This window comes from Leucobacter musarum subsp. musarum (genome assembly GCF_001273845.1).
In the GTDB taxonomy this organism is placed as follows: Bacteria; Actinomycetota; Actinomycetes; order Actinomycetales; family Microbacteriaceae; genus Leucobacter; species Leucobacter musarum.
Genome location: NZ_JHBW01000069.1, coordinates 49208 through 68145 on the forward strand (window position 1 = coordinate 49208; position 18938 = coordinate 68145).

General features: G+C 68.8%; 18 protein-coding genes. 3 read left to right on the forward strand and 15 right to left on the reverse strand.

Features of this window, described 5'->3' with window-relative positions; all coding sequences use genetic code 11:
* Positions 1 to 29: 29 nt before the first annotated feature.
* Together CH42_RS06970 and CH42_RS06975 are read right to left on the reverse strand one after the other, a co-directional pair.
* Entirely contained in the window at positions 30 to 1607 is a 1578-nt protein-coding gene (locus CH42_RS06970) for an ABC transporter substrate-binding protein (protein ID WP_053352500.1), read from the reverse strand.
* Positions 1604 to 2920, reverse strand: a complete 1317-nt coding sequence (locus CH42_RS06975) for an amidohydrolase family protein (RefSeq protein ID WP_075205284.1) — start codon at positions 2918 to 2920, stop codon at positions 1604 to 1606. The genes CH42_RS06970 and CH42_RS06975 overlap by 4 nt, the downstream gene beginning before the upstream one ends.
* Before the next feature lie 157 nt (positions 2921 to 3077).
* Here CH42_RS06975 and CH42_RS06980 point away from each other — a divergent pair, with 157 nt between their 5' ends.
* Together CH42_RS06980 and CH42_RS06985 are read left to right on the forward strand one after the other, a co-directional pair.
* On the forward strand, positions 3078 to 3446 hold the full coding sequence (locus CH42_RS06980) for a DUF2568 domain-containing protein (protein ID WP_053352501.1): 369 nt from the start codon (positions 3078 to 3080) through the stop codon (positions 3444 to 3446).
* Between the two features lie 28 nt (positions 3447 to 3474).
* A complete protein-coding gene (locus CH42_RS06985; protein WP_053352502.1) occupies positions 3475 to 4542 on the forward strand; it encodes an LLM class flavin-dependent oxidoreductase in 1068 nt (355 codons plus the stop codon).
* A gap of 141 nt (positions 4543 to 4683) precedes the next feature.
* Here the strand turns inward: CH42_RS06985 and CH42_RS06990 are convergent, their stop codons facing one another.
* The 7 genes from CH42_RS06990 to CH42_RS07020 are packed head-to-tail and all read right to left on the reverse strand — an operon-like array spanning position 4684 to position 11996.
* Complete coding sequence (locus CH42_RS06990) at positions 4684 to 5820, reverse strand: C45 family autoproteolytic acyltransferase/hydolase (protein WP_053352503.1); 1137 nt, start codon at positions 5818 to 5820, stop codon at positions 4684 to 4686.
* Between the two features lie 12 nt (positions 5821 to 5832).
* On the reverse strand, positions 5833 to 6924 hold the full coding sequence (locus tag CH42_RS06995; RefSeq protein ID WP_082309339.1) for an endo-type 6-aminohexanoate oligomer hydrolase: 1092 nt from the start codon (positions 6922 to 6924) through the stop codon (positions 5833 to 5835).
* Positions 6921 to 7694, reverse strand: a complete 774-nt coding sequence (locus CH42_RS07000) for an ATP-binding cassette domain-containing protein (protein WP_053352504.1) — start codon at positions 7692 to 7694, stop codon at positions 6921 to 6923. The genes CH42_RS06995 and CH42_RS07000 overlap by 4 nt, the downstream gene beginning before the upstream one ends.
* Positions 7691 to 8512, reverse strand: coding sequence for an ABC transporter ATP-binding protein (locus CH42_RS07005; protein WP_053352505.1), 822 nt, complete (start codon positions 8510 to 8512; stop codon positions 7691 to 7693). The genes CH42_RS07000 and CH42_RS07005 overlap by 4 nt, the downstream gene beginning before the upstream one ends.
* Positions 8509 to 9381, reverse strand: a complete 873-nt coding sequence (locus tag CH42_RS07010) for an ABC transporter permease (RefSeq protein ID WP_053352506.1) — start codon at positions 9379 to 9381, stop codon at positions 8509 to 8511. The genes CH42_RS07005 and CH42_RS07010 overlap by 4 nt, the downstream gene beginning before the upstream one ends.
* Entirely contained in the window at positions 9378 to 10349 is a 972-nt protein-coding gene (locus CH42_RS07015; protein WP_053352507.1) for an ABC transporter permease, read from the reverse strand. The genes CH42_RS07010 and CH42_RS07015 overlap by 4 nt, the downstream gene beginning before the upstream one ends.
* Before the next feature lie 6 nt (positions 10350 to 10355).
* Positions 10356 to 11996: an ABC transporter substrate-binding protein gene (locus CH42_RS07020; RefSeq protein ID WP_239683978.1), complete on the reverse strand. Its 1641-nt coding sequence runs from the start codon at positions 11994 to 11996 to the stop codon at positions 10356 to 10358.
* 214 nt (positions 11997 to 12210) lie between these two features.
* Here CH42_RS07020 and CH42_RS07025 point away from each other — a divergent pair, with 214 nt between their 5' ends.
* Complete coding sequence (locus tag CH42_RS07025; protein ID WP_053352509.1) at positions 12211 to 13230, forward strand: LacI family DNA-binding transcriptional regulator; 1020 nt, start codon at positions 12211 to 12213, stop codon at positions 13228 to 13230.
* A gap of 10 nt (positions 13231 to 13240) precedes the next feature.
* Here CH42_RS07025 and CH42_RS07030 read toward each other — a convergent pair whose 3' ends face one another.
* From CH42_RS07030 to CH42_RS07055, 6 genes are all read right to left on the reverse strand, one after another.
* Positions 13241 to 13897: an FMN-binding negative transcriptional regulator gene (locus tag CH42_RS07030; protein ID WP_053352510.1), complete on the reverse strand. Its 657-nt coding sequence runs from the start codon at positions 13895 to 13897 to the stop codon at positions 13241 to 13243.
* Between the two features lie 300 nt (positions 13898 to 14197).
* A complete protein-coding gene (locus CH42_RS07035) occupies positions 14198 to 15262 on the reverse strand; it encodes a C45 family autoproteolytic acyltransferase/hydolase (protein ID WP_053352511.1) in 1065 nt (354 codons plus the stop codon).
* Positions 15263 to 15348: 86 nt separating this feature from the next.
* On the reverse strand, positions 15349 to 16209 hold the full coding sequence (locus CH42_RS07040) for an ABC transporter ATP-binding protein (protein ID WP_053352512.1): 861 nt from the start codon (positions 16207 to 16209) through the stop codon (positions 15349 to 15351).
* Positions 16206 to 17042 (reverse strand): ABC transporter ATP-binding protein, encoded by an 837-nt coding sequence (locus tag CH42_RS07045; protein WP_053352513.1) that lies wholly within the window; start codon positions 17040 to 17042, stop codon positions 16206 to 16208. Before CH42_RS07045 ends, CH42_RS07040 begins: the two co-directional genes overlap by 4 nt.
* Complete coding sequence (locus tag CH42_RS07050; protein ID WP_053352514.1) at positions 17042 to 17983, reverse strand: ABC transporter permease; 942 nt, start codon at positions 17981 to 17983, stop codon at positions 17042 to 17044. The genes CH42_RS07045 and CH42_RS07050 overlap by 1 nt, the downstream gene beginning before the upstream one ends.
* Positions 17980 to 18930, reverse strand: a complete 951-nt coding sequence (locus CH42_RS07055; RefSeq protein ID WP_053352515.1) for an ABC transporter permease — start codon at positions 18928 to 18930, stop codon at positions 17980 to 17982. The genes CH42_RS07050 and CH42_RS07055 overlap by 4 nt, the downstream gene beginning before the upstream one ends.
* Between the last annotated feature and the right edge of the window lie 8 nt (positions 18931 to 18938).

Genomic DNA, 18938 nt, shown 5'->3' on the forward strand with positions numbered 1-18938 from the left:
CTGCTGCGCGCCGGCCACCGCCCGCTCGATCACTGCGCCGCAGCGTCGACCCACGTGTCTTGGAACCGCACGCTGCCGTTCGGCAGCACGGTGAAGCCGTGCACATCGTCGCGGGTCGCCTTCAGGTTCGACGGGAAGAAAAGCGGAATGTAGGGCACGTCATCGGCCAGGATCTGCTGAATCTCGGCGTAGATCTTCGTGCGGTCGGCGCCTTCGGCAGTCGTGCGGCCCTGCTGCATCAACTGCGTCACGCGATCGTTGGTGTAGTGGGTCCAGTACGACTTGCTGAACCCATCCGGGTCGGCCTGGAATGTGATGAACCCATTCGGGTCGGGCGCATCGGACTGACCGCTGTTGAGCATGAAATCGAAGTCGTAGGCGAAGAACCGCTCACGGAACACGGCGATGTCGAGCTGCTCGATCTCCACGGTGATGCCGATCTTCGCGAGCGACTCCTGCACGATCTGCGCGATCTGCGCGCGCTGGGAATCGCCGCTCGCCAGCGACAGCGTGATCGAGAAGCCGTCGGGGTACTTCGACTTCGCGAGCTCTTTCTTGGCGGCGTCGACATCGAACTCGAGCGGCTGCACGGTGTCGTTCGCAGAGTCGACGATGGTCGGCGGCAGCAGCGCGTTCGCGACCTCGGCCGTGCCGAAGGTGGTGGCCTGGGTGATTCCGTCGCGGTCGAGCGCCAGCGCGATCGCCCGCCGCACGTGCGTGTCGGCGAACTGCTCGCGCTGCGTGTTGAAGAACACCTGCTCGGTCGACCAGCCGGCCGTCTGCGACAGCGCCGTGCCCTCGGCCGAATCGACCTGCGCGGCATTCGCGGCCGGCACGTCGTCGATGGCGCCGAGCTGACCCGCCGTGAGCTGCTGCTGCAGCTGCGTGTCGTCGGTGACGAGCTTGTAGACGAGCTGGTCGAGGTAGGGCTTGCCCTCCTGCCAGTAGTGCTCGTTCTTCACGAACGTGAGGTCGCCATTCGGATCCCACGTATCGACGACGAACGGGCCGGTGCCGATCGGCTTCGCGAAGAAGTCTGCCTCGCTCGCGCCGCTGAAGTTGTTCGGGAAGATGCCGTTCGAGAAGCTCGCGAGTTCGGAGAGGAACGGCGTGTACGGGGCGGTCAGGGTGATGGTGACCTCGTGGTCGCCCGTCGCCGTGATCGCATCGATCGGCGCTTCGAGCGGCAGCGGGCCGCCGACCTGCCGGTGACGCTCGAGCGAGAACACGACGTCGTCGGGGGTGACCGCATCGCCGTTCGAGAACTGCAGCCCGTCGTGCAGCGTGAAGGTGTAGGTCAGGCCGTCGCTTGAGGCGTCGAAGTCGGCTAGCCAGGGGATCAGCTTGCCGTTCTCATCGAAACTCACGAGCGGTTCGAAGATCTTGTCGATCGCGAACGCGTTGTTGGCGGTGATCTGCTGGTTGAGGTCGAGATCGGTCACAGCAGCCACGCGGCCGAACTCGAGCGTGCCGCCGCTGACGGGCTCGCCGGCGGCATCGGCGCCACCGGTCGAAGTCGAGCCGCCGGCGCACGCGCTGAGCAGCAGTGCGGCGCTGAGCGCGGCCGCGGCGAGACCGAGGCGGCGAGAAGTGCGAGTGGTGGTCACAGAGGGGTCCTTTCGGAGGGGCTGAGAGGTGACGAGTGTGGGGGCTGTGCGGCCGCGAGAGTTGGCGACGGTGCGGGAACAGGCGGTGCAGGATCGATCCAGCGCCCGGCGAGCAGCACCCCGACGATGGCGGTGGGGTCTGAGAGTGCGCCCCGCTCGCGCGGGTCGCGGCGCAGCACGACTGCGTCGGCGACCGCACCGTCGGCGATCACCCCCGGCGCGACGTGTGGTTGGCCGCTCGAACCAGCGTCGGGCACCTCGGGTACCTCGGGTGCCTCGGGCGCTGCTCGCGCGAGGAGTGCGGCGCCCCCGCGGGTCGCCGCGAGCAGCGCTTCGTGCGGCGCCAGGCCGGCGTCGACGAGCGCGTCGAATTCGAGTCGATTGGTGCCGTGCTGATCGACCGTGCCGTAGTCGGTGCCGAGCGCGATGGCGAATCCCGCATCTCGAGCCGCGCAAACGGCGGCGGGATGCCGGGCGATCGCTTCGTCGACGCGCGCCGCGAACTGCGCGGGCAACGTGCCGTTCGAGATCATGTCGCGCACGAGCCGGTAGATGCGCAGCGTCGGCACAAAGGTCGCCCCGACCTCGGCACCGTGTCGCGCCTGATCAGGCGTGAGGTACATGCCGTGCTCGATGCTCGCGACGCCGGCATCCAGTGCATGATCGATCGCCGGGCCACCCCAGGCGTGCACCATCACGGCGGCTCCCACCGCTGACGCCCGATCGGTCGCGATGCGGAACTCGTCCGCGGTGAAGTGCGCATCGAGCGTGGCACCCGCAGGGGCTGCGACGCCGGCCGTCGCAACGAGCTTCACCCAGCGCGCACCAGACTCGAGCACGGCATCGACCGCCGCGGCGATGCCGCCCGCCGCATCGGCACGCGCTCGGTCGATCATGGCGATGGAGTGCGCGATCCGCGGTCTCACGAGCGCGCCGTCGGAGGCGTGAGTACTGCCCGGTTCGTGAGCCTCCGGCGGTTCGACGGCGAGACCACCGGCGTCGCGCACGCTCGTGAATCCGGCGCGCAACGTACGGTCGAGCCCCGCTGCGGTGAGGCGCCGGGTGTCAACGACAGAGAGGCGCGCGCGATCGGCGGCGTCGAATGCGTGCCACGCGGCGTGGACGTGCGCGTCGACCAGCCCCGGAAGCAGCCAGGCGCCATCGAGCCGGCGATCCGCCCCCGTCACCGGCGACCCGGTGAGCTCTCGATGGGCCGCCTCACCGAGTGAGAACCGGCCTGACTCCCATGAGACGCGCATCGGTGCGGTGAAGCCCCCGGCCTCCGTGAACACGCGCAACAGCGGGGCGGTCATGGCGGGTTCCGATCTGTCAGTGGGCGGGCGTGCGGGGGTGGTCCACTGGGTAACGATAATCCGGGAATGTCAAGTAGACCAGTTTGGATGCGCAGACGTAGACCATCGGTCGCAGGTACACGTCTGCCCCACTCGCCAGCCCGGGTAGACTGGGTCGGTGACCAGTAGTACGCCTGACGCCGCCCCGCACGCCCCGAGCCCGATTCTGCTCCTCGCTCGTGGGCTCTTCCAGCTGGCGGCCGTCGTCACCGTCACCGTCTGGGGCTTCCTCGCCTGGCCGCTGCCCTTCCCCGGAATCTTCACCGGCCTCGGCCTGCTCGCGCTCTGCGTGCTGCTGTGGGCGCTCTTCCTGTCGCCGCGCCCGGTACTGCGCGTCGATCGCTTCGCCCAGGCCCTCTTCGAGCTCTGCCTCTTCGCAGCGGCGGTCGCCGCCCTGCTCGCAATCGGCGTGTTCTGGGTGTGGCCCGTCGCCCTCGGCGTCGTCGGTGCCGCAGTCGGGTTCATCACGTCGAGCCGCTCGGAATAGCAACGGGCTCTGCCGCGTTCTCACCGGCATGACCCCGCTTCGCGCCGTTGCCGGCGCCACCCCCGAACAGCTCATCCTCGGCCTTGACACGTTCGGCGACCTCACGCTCGACGCGTCGGGCGGCCGCTCAACGCATGCGCAGGTGCTGCGCGATGTCGTGGAGCAGGCCGTGCTGGCCGATCAGCTCGGCGTCGACGCCATCACTCTGGGCGAGCATCACCGCGACGACTTCGCGCTCACTTCCCCCGAGATCGTGCTCGCAACGATCGCGGGCCGCACCGAGCGCATGCTGCTCGGCACCGGCGTGACCGTGCTCTCGAGCGATGACCCGGTGCGCGTCTACGAGCGGTTCGCCACGCTCGACGCCGTCAGCTCCGGGCGCGCCGAGGTCGTGCTCGGCCGCGGATCGTTCATCGAGTCGTTCCCGCTCTTCGGGTATGAGTTGGGCGACTACGAAGCGCTCTTCACCGAGAAGCTCGACCTCTTCACGAAACTGCGCGCCGAGGGGCCGATCACCTGGTCGGGTCAGCATCGTGCCGCACTGGTCGATCAAGAAGTCTTCCCGAAGACCGAGCAGCCCGATGGCGTGCGCGCCTGGGTCGGCGTGGGCGGCAGCCCCGAATCGGTCGTGCGCTCGGTGCAGACCGGCATCCCGATGATGCTCGCGATCATCGGCGGCGACCCCGCCCGCTTCGCACCGTTCGCGAACCTCTACCGCCAAGCGCAGCAGGAGCTCGACCGCGACCCCATGCCGCTCGGCGTGCACTCCCCCGGGCACGTCGCCGCGACCGACGCCGAGGCGCGCGATCAGCTGTGGCCCCACTTCGAGGCGAACCGCAACCGTATCGGCGCCGAGCGCGGGTGGCCGGCGACGACGCGTGCCGAGTTCGAGCGCGAAGCCGACGGCGGGTCCTTGTACGTCGGATCACCCGAGACCGTCGCCCGCAAGATCGCCGCCACGGTGCGCACCCTGAGCGCCGACCGCTTCGACCTCAAGTACGCGAACGGCACGATGCCGCACGCCCAGCTCATGCAGAGCATCGAGCTCTACGCCGGCGAGGTGATCCCGCGCGTGCGAGCACTGCTCGCCGAGTAGACACCTGGCGCTCGCCCAGCGGAGCGCGCTGCCGTTGCCCAGCGACACCTCTTTGACCTTGAGACACCACTTTTCGGGTGAACCTGTATGTCTTTCGTCGAATAGGTGTCGCTGGACAAATGCGTATCAGGGCGATGTACCTCACCCGAAGCGGCGCGCGCCCTCCTGAGCCATCACCGAGGGCGCGCCCGGGAAGTACTCGAGCACCCCGTCGGCGAGGTCGAAGCCGACCGTGAGCAGGGTGGTCCACTGCTCGTGGAGGGGCTCTGCCGCATCGGGGCGGAAGCAGACCGGTGCTTCGGCGCCGTCGGCGCCGCACATCCCCGCAGCACGGCGCTCCATCGGCTGCCCCGCCATGCGTTCGCGCTGCGCACGGACGTGCGCGAGACGCACATACGTGGTCGACTTGTCGCGCGTCGCCTCCCCCGGCAGCTGCGACTCCGCGATGAAGTTGTTCGTGTGCACGAGCCACCCGTCGGCGTCGGGTCGCACCGCGGCGACGCGCTCCGGTGAGATCTCGAAGCACGCGGCGCGGTGCTCGGCGTCGGCAGCCGCAACGACGGTGAGCACCGTCGAAGCGCTCGCGGGCGCCGACGCGATGATCGCCTCGGCCTCGTCGACCGTGGTCGCCTCGTCGAGCACCCGCCGCGCGATCGCGTGCACGGGCACCCCGTTCACCCCGCGGTCGCTGGCGTGATGCAGGATGTTGAAGTGCACCCCGATGCCGGCGTCGTTGACCCCGATCTTGCCGAGCACGCCGAGCTCCGTGAACATCGTCACGCGGCCAACACGGCGCTGCGCCTCAGCAACGTCGCCGCCGCGCAGCGGCGCATCCGGCACATCCGGCACATCCGGCGCATACGACATGATGAGCCCGACCCGGCAGAGGTGCGCGTGCCAGTCCCAGGTCTGGATCGTCTCGGGCAGCCCGGCCCCGCCCGGCGCGAACACCGCGGTCGAGCATTCCCCCTCGGTGTCGGGTGCCACGACGGCGAGCACCTCGGTGCGGGCGTTGAGTGCGGCCAGCTGCCACAGCGGTACCGTCGCAGCCTCGGCGGTCGCCGAGAGTTCGGCCGCGAGGTTGGGCGCCCAGGCTTCAAGCGCCGCGAAGCAGCTCAGCGCGATCTCGCGCACGCGATCCTGGTCGACCCCGCGAATCTCGAAGAACCCGAGGTACCCGGCGACGCACTCGCGGATCTCGACCGCGAAGCGCGACCCGATCTCGGCGCCGCGCTCCGCGGGCCCGGGGCCGGAAACGGTGGTGGTGATGATGTCCAACGCGTATGTTCCTTACTTCGCCGCTTCGAGCAGCGCGTCCCACATGACTTCCGAGGCGATCGCTCCGAGCGCGGTCGCGTTGACCGACAGCCGCCCGCGCGACGTTGCCGGCGAGACGGGCAGGTCGATCTCATCGGTGGTCACGGCGAACAGGGTGTCGCCGTCCATATCAGTGTGGAACGGCTGGATGCCGCGGTGCATGGAGCTGTGCACCTGCTTCGCGAACTGGTTCAGCTCGACCGTGTTCATCTTCACGTTCGTGACGAGCGCGCTGATCGTGGTGTTGCCCGCCTGCGTCTCGGCGGCGCGCTGCTCGGCGAACGCCTCGGCGTAGTCGTATACGGGGTGGCGTCGCTCGCCGGTGGCGGCGTCGTAGTTGCCGCGCACCACTTCGCCCGCACGGTTCATGATCACGCCGACCGGGTTGGGCACGACCACGGCGAGGATGCGCACGTCGCCGATCTGCCGGAACGCCGCCCCCTGACCGGTGAGCTCGGTGCGCTCCCAATCGACCTTGCCGGCCGAAGCACTCATGCCTGCGCCGGCTCGCCCCTGGGCGAACTCGCCCTCGACAGCCCAGTCGAGCGCCGCACGACCGAGTTCGCGGTCGGGGTAGACGGAGGTCGAACGCGCCGAGAAGTCGTAGATGATCGCGGACGAGACGAGCTGCAGTTCGGCGAACCCGGTGCGGTTGTCGAAGCGCTCGAGCAGCGCGTCGCCGACGCCGGCTCCCGCTTCGAGCCCGTAGACGGAACCGCCCGCGAGGCATATGGCGTGGTTGAAGTCGTATCCGCCGGCGAGGCCGACCGCTCCGCCGCGCGCGTCGACGGCGGTGCGCGCGCCAGCAGGGAGGTGGATCACCGTCGCGCCCGTGGGGCCCTCCTCGTAGTGCGCGGATCCGACGCGCACGCCCGGAAAGTCGAACTGCAGCCGCTCACGACCTTCGCTGCGCACTGGCTGCAGCGTGAAGTCGGCATTGCCCGGCCCCCCGAAGACGGGGGCACCGGCGAGCCGGGGCTCGGGGGTGATCGCGAGGCCGGGGTCGATGTCGGCGAGGGCGTGGGTCGGCACGGGGCGGGTGCCGTGCTCAGGCGAAGTGGTCACAAGGTCTCCAGAAGTCGTTGCGAATAGGGGTGTGCGGGTGCCGCGAAGAACTCCGCGGTCGGAGCGGTCTCGACGAGGTCGCCTCGGAACAGCACGGCGACACGGTCGGCGACGCGCTCTACGGCGCCGAGATCGTGCGAGATGAACAGAGCGCCGAACCGGTGCTCCTGCTGCAGTTCGCGCACGAGCGAGAGGATCTGCAGCTGCACCGCGACGTCGAGCGCGCTGACCGCCTCGTCGAACACGATGAAGCGGGGCTCGGTGATGAGAGCGCGGGCGACGGAGACGCGCTGGCGCTGACCGCCCGAGAGCTCGTGCGGGTAGCGGTCTGCGAAGTCGGGGTTCAGACCGACCTGCTCGAGCATCTGCCCAACGCGAGCACGTTGCTGCTCCCGGCCGAGGTCGCGCCGGGCGACGGTGAGCGGCTCGCGCACCGATTCGCCGACGCGGCGGCGCGGGTTCAGCGACCAGTGCGGGTGCTGCAGCACGGCCTGAATCTTGCCGGCGGTGGCCTTGCGCGAGCGGGTCAGGGGTGCACCGAGGAGGCGCACCGATCCGCTGTCGGGTGCCCGCAGGCCGAGGGCGACGGCCGCGGTGGTCGTCTTGCCCGATCCCGACTCGCCCACGAGGCCGAGCGTTTCACCCGGGTCGACGTGCAGGCTGACATCGTTCATCGCGCGCACGGTGCGGCGCTTCGCCCCGGCGCCACTGGTGAACTCGACCCGCACATCATTGAGTTCGAGCACGGGGCCCGTCGGTGTTTCGGTCATCGGGTCTCCTCCGTTGCGGTGCGCTGCGGCCGCTCTCGACCGGGGATCGCGGCGACGAGCACTTTCGTGTACTCCGCTTCAGGGGCGTCGAGCACCCGCGTGGTCGGGCCGGCCTCGACGATGGCGCCGCGGTGCATCACGACGACGCGATCGCACCAGCGGCGCACGGCTCCGAGGTCGTGACTGATCCAGATCAGGCTCGCACCGCTGCGTCGCACGAAACTGACGATGAGGTCGAGAATCTCGTCGCGCACCTGCGCATCGAGCGAGGCGGTGGGCTCATCGGCGATCAAGATCCGCGGTTCGCGCGCCATGGTCAGCGCGATGGCAATGCGCTGCGCCATGCCGCCCGACACCTCGTGCGGGAAGAGCCGCAGCACGCGTTCGGGTTCGAGGATCTTGACGCTCTCGAGCAGCGCGATGAGCGACGCGGCATCGGTCGGGCGACCGAGCGGACGGAGCGCGAGTTCGAGCTGGCGCTGCACCCGCATGGTGGGGTTGAGCGAGGCGATGGGATCCTGCGGAATGAATCCCAGCGACTCGCGTCGCACCGTGCGGATCGCATCGGGTCCGAGCGCCGCGAGATCTTGGCCGAGCACGCTGACCGTGCCCGCGGTGATGTGGCAGGCACGCGGCAACAGGCGCCCGATGGCCTGCGACACGGTCGATTTGCCCGATCCCGATTCCCCGACGATCGCCACGAGCTCTCCGGGCGCGATGTCGAGTGAAACGTCGTCGAGTGCGCGCGTGATCCCGAGGCGGGTGCGGTACTCGGCGCTCAGGCCGCTGATCGAGACGGCGGGATGGTGCGCAGTCATACGAGGCTCCTCGTCTCGCGGGGATCGAGTCGATCCCGCAGGGTGTCGCCGATGAGATTGATCGCGAGGATCGCGACAACCAGCACCGACGCGGGGGCGAAGAGCAACCAAGGCGCCTGCACCATGTAGCTCGCACCCTCCTGAATCAGCAGGCCGAGCGACGACTGCGGCAGCTGCACGCCGTACCCGAGGAAGCTCAGGCCGCCCTCGACGAGGATGCCGACGGAGAGCGCGTATGTACCCTGCACCGCGATGGTGCCGCTGATGTTGGGGAGCAGGTGCCGCACCAGGATCACCGGCGCAGATACCCCGCTGATTTTCGCGGTCGTGACGAAGTCGCGCTTCGCCACGGCCATCGATGCGGCACTGACCATGCGCGTCATGAGCGGCACGGTGACGAGCACGATGCTCGCGAGCGCGGCGAGCTGCCCGGGGCCGACGACGGCGGCGATGAGGATCGCCAGCACGATCGACGGGAACGAGTAGAGCACGTCGACGAATCGCATGACGCCCTCGCGAGTCCAGCCGCCGAGGTAGCCGGCGACCATGCCAAGCAGCACGCTGATCACAGCGGTGCAGAGCACGGCGATCGCCGACAGCACGAGGGTCGTACCGATGCCTTCGAGCAGGCGGGCGAGCACGGAGCGGCCCAACGCGTCGGTGCCGAGCAGGTACGCGGTCGACGGCGGGCTGAGGCGCGGGCCCACGATCTTCGCGGGCTCACCCGCGAACGGCACCACGGCCGCGACGATGGCGACACCGACGATGACGGCGAGTGCGGTGACCGCGGTGACGAAGAGCGCGTCGCGCGGAGGCCGCGGGGCCGTCGGCCGCTTGCGCCGCACGAGCGGCAGCGAATAGGTCGTCATGAGCTGGCCTTCCCGGTGACGGCGACGCGCGGATCGAGCGCGCTAGTGATGAGGTCGAGCACGAGGCTGACCACGATGAACACGGTGGCGGCGAACAGCACGGACGCCTGCACAACGGCGAAGTCGCGGCGGTCGAGGCCCGTCACCATGAAGGAGCCAAGCCCGGGCACGTTGAAAATCGTCTCGACGATCACGGCGCCACCGAGCAAATAGGCAGTGATGGTGGCGAGCAGGGTCAGGATCGGGATGCCCGCGTTGCGGATCACGTGGTGCCGCACGATGTGCCACGGTGTCTCCCCGCGCGCCACCGCCGCGGCGATGTGCGGCTCGACGAGCACGTTCATCACGGCGTCTCGGGTGGTGCGCGCCGAGGCGGCGACGCAGAACACGGAGAGCACGATCGCCGGGAGCAGCAGGGCCTGGAACGTCGGGCCGAACCCGGTGCCGATGTTCGAGAACCCGCCGACCTGAATGCCAAGCGCGAGTCGCGAGAACACGAAGACCACGACGCTGCCGAGCACGAACTCGGGCACGCTGATGCCGATGCCCGACACGAGGCGCCCGACGGCTCCGCCCTGCTTGGCTCCGGATCGCACCCCCGTCCAGATACCGAGCGGAATGCCGATGAGCAGCGTGATGACGAGCGCCATCACGGTCAGCAGCGAGGTCACGGGGATGCGCTTCGCGAGTTCGTCGACGACGGGATTCTGGGTGACGAAGGACGTGCCGAGGTCACCGGTGACGATCTGCCCGATCCAGGCGAAGTACTGGATCACGATGGGCTGATCCAACCCGTACGCCGCGGCGAGCGCCGCACGCTCCTCGGGCGAAGCGAGCGGTCCCAGGATGATGTCTTCGTAGCTGCCCGGCATGAGCCGCACGGCGGCGAAAATCAGGATGGACACGCCGAGCAGGGTGATGAGCGCGCTCACCACCCGCCCGGCGGACCAGCGAAGTGTCTGCAGCATGCGCGATTACTCGCCCGCGATCCGGTACTCCGCGATGTTGCGGAGGATGTCGCCGTAGCCCTCATTGCTCTGAATGGTGGGGCTCACGCTCGCGGTGTCGAACCCGATAATCGAGGGCCGGTGCACGAGCGGCACGATCTCGGAGTACTCGTCGGCGGTGGCGCAGAGGTCGGTGAGTACCTCGGCGCGCTCATCGGCGTCGGTGGTCTCGGCGCCGCGCTGGATCAGCTGGTTGAGATCGTCGTGCACGCCTGTGAAGCCGACGTTGAAGCCCGCCTGCTCGGGGTTCCACCACTTCGTCACCATCGACGGGTCGACGTAGCCCGCGAACCAGCCAAGCGAGAGATCGAAGTCTCCCGGCTGCGCGGTGAAGACCCGGGCGTTGTAGGTCGCCGTGTCGTACTGCTCGATCTCAACGGTGACCCCGATCTCGGCGAGCTGCTGCTGCACGAGCTGGGCGATCTGGCCCATCACGGGTTCCGACGTGTACACGAGCAGGCTCAGCTTCGTGTCGCCGGCTCCTGACTGCTCGATGATCTGCTTGGCGTCATCGAGGCTCGCCTGTTCGGAGGGCAGGCTGTCGACCGCGCACGCTCCCGGCAGGTTCGAGGGGGTGACGCCGGTGGGGCTCGTCTGCCCGGCGAACACGATGTCGGCGATGGCCTGGCGGTCGATCGCGGTGTTGATCGCGAACCGCACGTCTTGATCTTGCAGCGGCGAATCGGCGACCTGCGAGTTCACGTTGAGGTAGTAGAAGTCGCTCTGGGTCTGGTTGACGACTTTGACGTTGCTCGCATCGCCGAGCTGCGTTAACGCGTCGATGCTCACGAAGTTCGCGAGCCCGGCGCTGCCTTCGCGGAGCGCCGCCTGACGCGTCGTCTCTTGATCGACGATCTGCAGGTCGAGCGTCTGCACCGCGAGGTCGTCGCCGCCGTGCCAGTCGGGGTTCGCGGTGAACGTCCACGACTCGTCTTGCCGGTGATCGCCGACCACGTAGGGGCCGGTGCCGAGCATCGTCGTCTTCAGGTCGAGGCTGCCGTCGGTCACCTCTTGCATGGGCAGGATCGCCGCGGGCGTGTTGGCGAGCGCCGCGAGGAAGGGCGCGTACGGGCTCGACAGCTTGACCGTCACCTGGTCGTCACCGGTCGCGGTGATCGATTCGACCGGCCCCATCTGCCCCGACCACACGCTCATGCTGTCGATCTGCCGCTGCAGGCTGCCCACGACGTCGGCCGGAGTCAGCGCGCGCCCGTTGGAGAAGGTGGCGTCCGTGTCGATCGTGAAGACGTAGGTCGTGTCGTCGGGCTGCTCCCACGACGTGGCGAGCTGCGGCGTGATCTCGAAGTTCTCGTCGGTGGTCACGAGCGTTTCGTAGACGAGGCCCATGATGCTCCAGGAGCGCGCGGTCTGCGCGGTCGCGGGATCGAGGCCGTCGGCCTCGCTCGTGTCGTAGTCGAGCTGCACGGTGAGCTCTCCCTGATCGGTCAGCGCGTCATCGGCGACGGCGAGGAACCCGGGTGCGGCTTCTTCCTGCTCGGTCTGGCCTGCTCCGGCCTCGGGTGCGGCGCACGAGCTGAGCACGCAGGCCAGGCCCAGTGCGAGCGCGGCGCCGGCGGCTCCCCGCGTTCGGGTACGTGAGAGTTTCATCACCGTTCTGACTCCTTCGACAACTGTGGCGAGCGCGGGCCGCTGCAGTGCGGCTGCGCCGGGACGACGCAGCGATGCGGAGCGTCCTGGGTCATCAACGTACAGACACAAATCGTTTTATGCAATCTCGTAATCGAATTGTCATCGAATGCGCATTAATCGATTTGTGCCCCGATTTCGCGCTAGTGTCGTGAGCGGATCTCAAGGAGGAAGCATGGCCGGTCGCCGCAACGTCACGATCAAGGACGTCGCCGCACGCGCGGGGGTCTCGATCACCGCGGTCTCGCACGCTCTCAACGACAAGGGCACCCTCTCTGACGAGACCCGGGCACGGGTGCAGCGGGTCGCCCTCGAGATGGGGTACCAGGCAGACGCGCTCGCTCGCGGACTCCGGCGATCCCCCATCGGCGTGATCGGCATCGTGCTGCGCCCGCTCGACGCGCTCGCGAACTACAGCCCGCCCGGCGTTGACTACTTCCTCCGTTTTTCGGGCGCGGCCGCCGTCAGCGCACTCGATCACGGGCTCAGCCTCATGCAGGTCGCCGACCTCGTGAAGGGGCCCGTCACGCCACTCGCGTTCTCGCTCGACGGCTACGTCGTCACTGACCCGGTGCGCAACGATCCCGTCGTCGAACTCCTCGAGAACCGCAGCATCCCCTACGTGACGCTCGGCCGCGACCCCGGCAAACCCGACGCCGAGAATTGGGTCGCCTCCGACGACACTGCGGCCACGCGACTCGCGCTCGATCACCTCGCCGCGGAGGGGGCGCGCAGCGTCGCCTTCGTCGGCGGTACCGACGACAACTCATGGAACTCCGATGCCGAGGCGGCCTACCTGGCCTGGTGCGCCGAGCGGGGCGACTCCCCCCGCATCTCCCGGGTCGCCGAGGGGCTGGGCGAAGCCGGCGGGCGATCACTCGTTCCGTCGCTGCTCGCAGACGGGGCCCCCGACGCGATCTACTCGCTCACCGGCCGGCACGCCGCCGGCATTCAAGAGGCGATGCGCGAGCACGGACTCATCGCTCCGACGCACTATCTGCTCGCGTGCGGCACGGATGCCGCTCAGACACGCACGGCCGAGCCACCCATCACCGCGATCGACCTGCGACCCGAGACGCTCGCTCGCGAGACCGTCGCGCTCCTCGCGCAGATCACCCGAGGGGAACAGCCCGAGGGGCGCCGACTCGTGCCGTCGGAGTTGATCGTGCGACGCTCATCACAGCGCGACGCGTGAGATCTGCGCGCTAACCACGCGTCCCCTCGGGGCATGTCACGCCGACCTCACCCATCAGGTCGGCCACGTCGGGGTGGCGGTGATCCCCCTCCCGCAAATCGCGCTGCACTCGGGCGTGCACGTCGGTCGGCATGTCTTGACTCAGCTTGAACATCGCCGACTCGGTCTCGATATCGATGGTGAACGACACGACGCCCGTCAGGATCTTCTCGAACACGTGCCTCGATTCCGCAGGATCCCACGGCTTCGCGCGCGCACCCTCGAGCTGCGCGACGGTCCGCTCGACCACCGCAAGGTTCTCGGCCGGCTCCTCGAGCACCGTCACGCGCCCGGTGAGGTGCACGGTGGCGTAGTCGAGCGTCGGCACTGCGGGGGTGAACTCGTACGCGCTGGGCGAGACGTACGCGTGCGACGAGGCGAAGACGAGCAGCACCTGCGGCTGCTCGGCGAAGAGCTTCCAGTGCTCGTTCGCTCGCCCGATATGCCCCCACAGGCGCGTACCGACCAGCGTCTCCCCCGCTTCGACGCCCGGCGGAAACACGATGGGTGTGTGGGTCGCGAGCGGCGCCCCAGCGGTCGAGGTGGTGACGACGGCGAAGGGGTGATCCCGAACGAACTCGGCGATCGCGTGCCCGGACGGTGCGAGGTAACTGGGGTAGGTGTGCATGCGGCGACTCCTTGCGGGCGGGCGCGAGCACCGGGCTCGTCCCTGAGCGTGAAAACTGCGGTGTGCCAGTCAGCCTAGGGAAGTAAAACGATTTATGCCAGCCCGAGACGGATCGATGTGGCGACCCAGCCTCGTCACGTGCACCGAAGCGCGGAGATTCAGGAACTTGCGGACCGATTCGCTCAATTCCGTCCGCGATCCCCGGAATCCCCGCTGTTCAGGCAGCTGGCGCAGCCAGGTCAATGGGCGCAGCCAGGCCAACACGTGTAGCGAGGGGCGGATCGCCCCCACCCGCACCCTCTACGCGGTGAGCACGCGCCACTCGCCGTGCTCTGCTTCGGGCGGCATGCCGTCGAAAATGCGGATGGTGCGCACATCGGGATCGGTCACCACCGTGGCGAGTGTCGCCCACCGGTCGCCGTACCCCTTCGACATGTCTGGCACGCAGGTGAGCGGCGGCTGCCCTGCGTCCGAAAGCAGCAGACGCACGAGTTCTGCCGCCGACTGCGGTACGGCGTCAGCAAGTCGCTCGCGCACCAGCGCGAGACGCTCCGATGAATCGGGCTCGTAGAGAGCCGTCTTCTGTCGAGACAGTGGCTCGGCAGCCTGGAAATGGTTCGTGCGCTGCACGGAGCCCGCGACTTCGTCAATCTCGAAGACGCCCACGGGGCTGATTTCGAGCGAGACGGCACGGGCCCCGTCGAGCAGCGTGAACGACGACGACGACCCGATGGGGGCAGCGCGCACCAGCGCGATGGCGTCGTCGACGGTCGCGCACTCAGAGAGAACGACGCTGGAGAGCAGGTGCATGGGCACTCCGTCGGGTCCGTCGGCCTCGTGCCCGAGAATGTTGAAGTGGAGAGCGAGCCCCGCTTCGTTCACACCGATCTTCGAGAGGATCCCCTGCTCGGTCAGCCCCACATAGGTGTACCCCGCACCCGACACCCGCTGCGTATGCCAGTACGAGTCGAGCTCGATGTGCCAGTCCCACGTCTGCACGCCGAGCCGGTGCCCTCCGAGCTGCGCGGTCACCGTCGAGCACTCGCTGGCCCCGTGGGTGCCGAGCGCAATGAGCTCGGTGCGGGCGTTCAGCGCGACGATGGCGGCGAACGGCACCGCGGCGGCCTCCGCGACGCCGCGAAGCTCCTCAAGCAGCTCGGGGCGCCATGCCTCGACAGCGGTCACCACGCGCTCCACGCCCGAGGCTTCGAGTTCCTCGGTCACGCCGAGCGTGCGGAACAGTTCCGCATACTTGGCGTAGGCGCCGGAGAGGGTGTCTCGCAGCGCCGCACCGCGGTGCGCCCCGCGCTCGCGGGCAGTCGCTCCCGTGACGTCGAGGTGGAGGCGGTCGGGTGTTGCATTCATGCGCAGTGCTTTCTGGGTGGCGGGTGTGTGTGTGTGTCGCGGTAGTCGTGCACCGCGCGGTCTGATCAGAGGAGTGGTGGATCCGGCTAGCCGCCGAGCAGCGCATCGCGCAGGCCGCGTTGCGGCACCCAGCCGGGCCTGGGCGCGGAGGCGATGAGCAGCCGGGTGTACGGATCCTGGGGAGCGTCCAGAATTTCCGAGACCGTGCCGCGCTCGATGATGCGGCCAGTGCGCATCACCACGACGTCGTCGGCGATGTCACGCACCACCGAGAGGTCGTGCGTGATGAACAGGTACGAGAGCCCGTGCTCGGCGCGAAGGCGCTTCAGGAGGTCGAGTACCTGCGCCTGCACCGACACGTCGAGCGCCGACACGGCCTCGTCGAGCACGATCACGCGCGGCTCCGCGGCGAGGGCACGGGCGATGGCGACACGCTGCTTCTGGCCGCCCGAGAGTGCTGCGGGCTTGGCGTCGGCGTGACGCTCGGTGAGGCCGACCTCGGTGAAGAGCTTCCGGAGTCGGGCGCGACGGCCGGCGCGGTCGAGGTCGGGGCGGTGGGCGCGCAGCATCTCGTCGATGGTCGCCGACACGGGCAGCGATCGATTGAGGGAGCCCTGCGGATCCTGGAACACCATCTGCACGAGCTTCGCCCGTTCGCGCAGGGCGCGGCGCGCGGTCGTCGGCGCGACGTCGGTGCCGTCGATGCGCACGGATCCCGAGTCTGCGGATTCGAGCCCGACGACGACGCGGGCGAGCGTGGATTTACCCGACCCCGACTCGCCGACAACCGCGAGGCAGGTGCCCGGGCGCAGCGCGCAGGAGACGTCGTCGAGCGCGGTCACGCTCGCGCGGCGTCCGAGGTGGAAGGTGCGCGAGAGATGCGCGACTTCGATGATCGGGGTGGCCGCTGGCACGACCGCCTGGGATGCAGCCGCGATGGCGCTCATGCGCGGTCCTCCGTTTCGCTCGCGGGGGTGGCGGGCGCCGGGTGCCCCGCAGGGTACAGCTGGGGGCGCGCCGACATCAGTGCGCGGGTGTATTCGGTGCGAGGTTGATCCCGAATCTCGTCGGGGGTGCCGATCTCGAGGATCTCCCCGTCTTTCATCACCGCGAGCCGATCGCAGACCGCGGCGGCGAGGTCAAGATCGTGCGTCACGAAGATCATGGAAAGGCCGTGCTCGCGCCGCATCTCGTCGAGGATCGCGACCACCTCGGCCTGCGTGGTGACGTCGAGCGCGGTCGTGGGTTCATCGGCGAGCAACAGCTTCGGTTCGCCCGAGATCGCTCCCGCGATCACCACGCGCTGCAGCATGCCGCCCGAGAGCTGATGCGGGTAAGAGCGCAGCACGCGGTCGGTGTCGGTGATGCCGACCTGGCGCAGCAGATCGGCGGCTCGCTCGCGTGCCTGCGCGGCCGGAAGCGACCGGGCGTCGCTCATCCCCTCGACCAGGTATCGGCCGACGGGCAGCACGGGGTTCAGCGCGCCGTGCGGGTTCTGGGCGATCAGCGCGAGATCGTTCGCGCGGATGCGCCGCAGCGCCTCGCCCTGGGTCGCGAGCAGGTCGGTGCCGTCGATCGTGATCGATCCGCCGACCTCGGCCCCGGATGGCTCGATGCCGAGGATGCACTTCAGGGTCATGGACTTGCCCGACCCCGATTCGCCGACGAGCCCGAGTGCCTCGCCCTGCGCGAGCGAGAACGAGTTGCCGTGGAGAATTTCGGTGCGTTCCCCGGTATCGGGGTCGGTGACGTTGAGCGTGAGCGCGTCGATCTGCAGCATCAGCGCGTCCTTCCTGCGGCGCGACGGCCGCCGAGCTGCTCGCCGACGTATCCGAAGGCGGCGACGGTGATGACGATGGCGAGACCGGCGAAGATGCTCTGCTCCCAGTAGCCCTGCTGCAGCGATGCCTGCCCGTTCGAGACCATGAGGCCCCAATCGGGGGTGGGCGGCTGCACGCCGAGGCCGAGGAAGGAGAGCGCGGCGAGCTCGATCATCGCGTACCCGAAGTTGATGGTCATGCCGGTGAGAATCTGGGTGCGCACGTTCGGGAGGATGTGCCGCACCGTGATGAGGAATCCGGAGATGCCTTGCAGCTGCGCCGAGGAGACGTAGGGCAGGTTGCGCTCGCGAAGGGCGACCGAGCGGATCACGCGGGCCGAGTAGGGCACGTAGCCGATGGCGAGCGCGAGCGATGCGGTGAGGATCGACGGCCCGAAGATGGCGACCGCGAGAATGGCGAGCAGCATGTTCGGGAACGCGAACAGGATGTCGAGCACGCGGCTGATGAGCGCGTCGACCTTGCCGCCGAACCAGACGGCGGTGAGGGCGAGCACCGTCGCGAGCACAGCCGTCACGACGATCACGATCGTGGGGCCGATGAGACTGGTACGGGCGCCCCAGATGATGCGCGACAGGATGTCGCGGCCCGACTGATCGGTGCCCATCAGGTGCGCGAGGCTCCAGGCCTCGTGGCGCGAGGTCACGGTGCCGGCGAACGGATCGTACGGCGCGATGACCGGTGCGAGGATCGCCATGAGGATCACCAGCACGATGATCGCGAGGCTGACGATGCCGATCGGACCGAGGCGCCGCGCGAGGAGGCGCCAGCCCGAGGTCGGCACCGCGTTCCGCTGCTTGCGCAGCAGCTGCACGGCGACCGTGTTCTGGGCGCGGGTGTTCGTCTGCGTACCCGGTTCGCGGGTCGGGGGCTGCTGAGTCATCGTGCCGACACTCCCTGGTTGAGGCGGACTCGCGGGTCGATCACGGAGTAGAGCAGATCGACGATGAGGTTGATGATGCCGAAGGCCAGCACCATGATGAGCGCGATCGCTTGCACCACGGCGAAGTCTTTCTTCTGCACCGAGTTCACGAGCAGCGAGCCGATGCCGTCGAGGGTGAAGGCGTACTCGATGACGAAGGCGCTGGCGAGGAGGCCCGCGACCTGCGTGCCGATGACCGTGGTGACGGGCAGCATCGAGTTGCGGATCGTGTGGCGCCACAGCACCAGCTGCTTGGGCACGCCGCGCGCGATCGCCATGATCACGTGCTCCGACCCCTGCTCCTCGCGCACCGCGGTTCGGGTGATCCGCGCGACCACCGCGATTCCGGGGAAGGCGAGCGCGATGGCCGGCAGCGTCAGGTGCCACAGCCTGCCGAGGAAGCCCTCACCCGACCCCGAGACGGGGAACCACCCCAGGTTCGAGCCGAACAGGAACATGAGCACGAGCGCCGCGAAGAACGTGGGAACGGCGAACCCGAGGTTCGACCCGAACACCACGAACTTCTCGAACACGCCCGACCGGGTGGCGGCGAGCACGCCGAGGCCGATCCCGAACACGATAATGAGCAGCGCTGCGAAGCCGGCGAGGAACAGCGTTGTGGGAATGCGCGATGCGACGAGGGTCGTCACGTCTTGCTGGGTCAGCAGCGAACGGCCGAGGTCTCCCTGCACGACGTCGACGAGCCAGTGCCAGTAGCGCACCAGGAAGGGATCGTCCAACCCGTACTGCGCCCGGATGGACGCGAGTACTTCCGGGCTGACGGTACGGCCCTGCACGAGGAACTGCTCCGGGCTGCCCGGCGCGAGATACATGCCGCAGAACACGATGAAGCTCGACACGACGAGCACTGCGAGCAGCGCCCCGAGCCGTTTGAGGACGTAGGTCATGGACGATC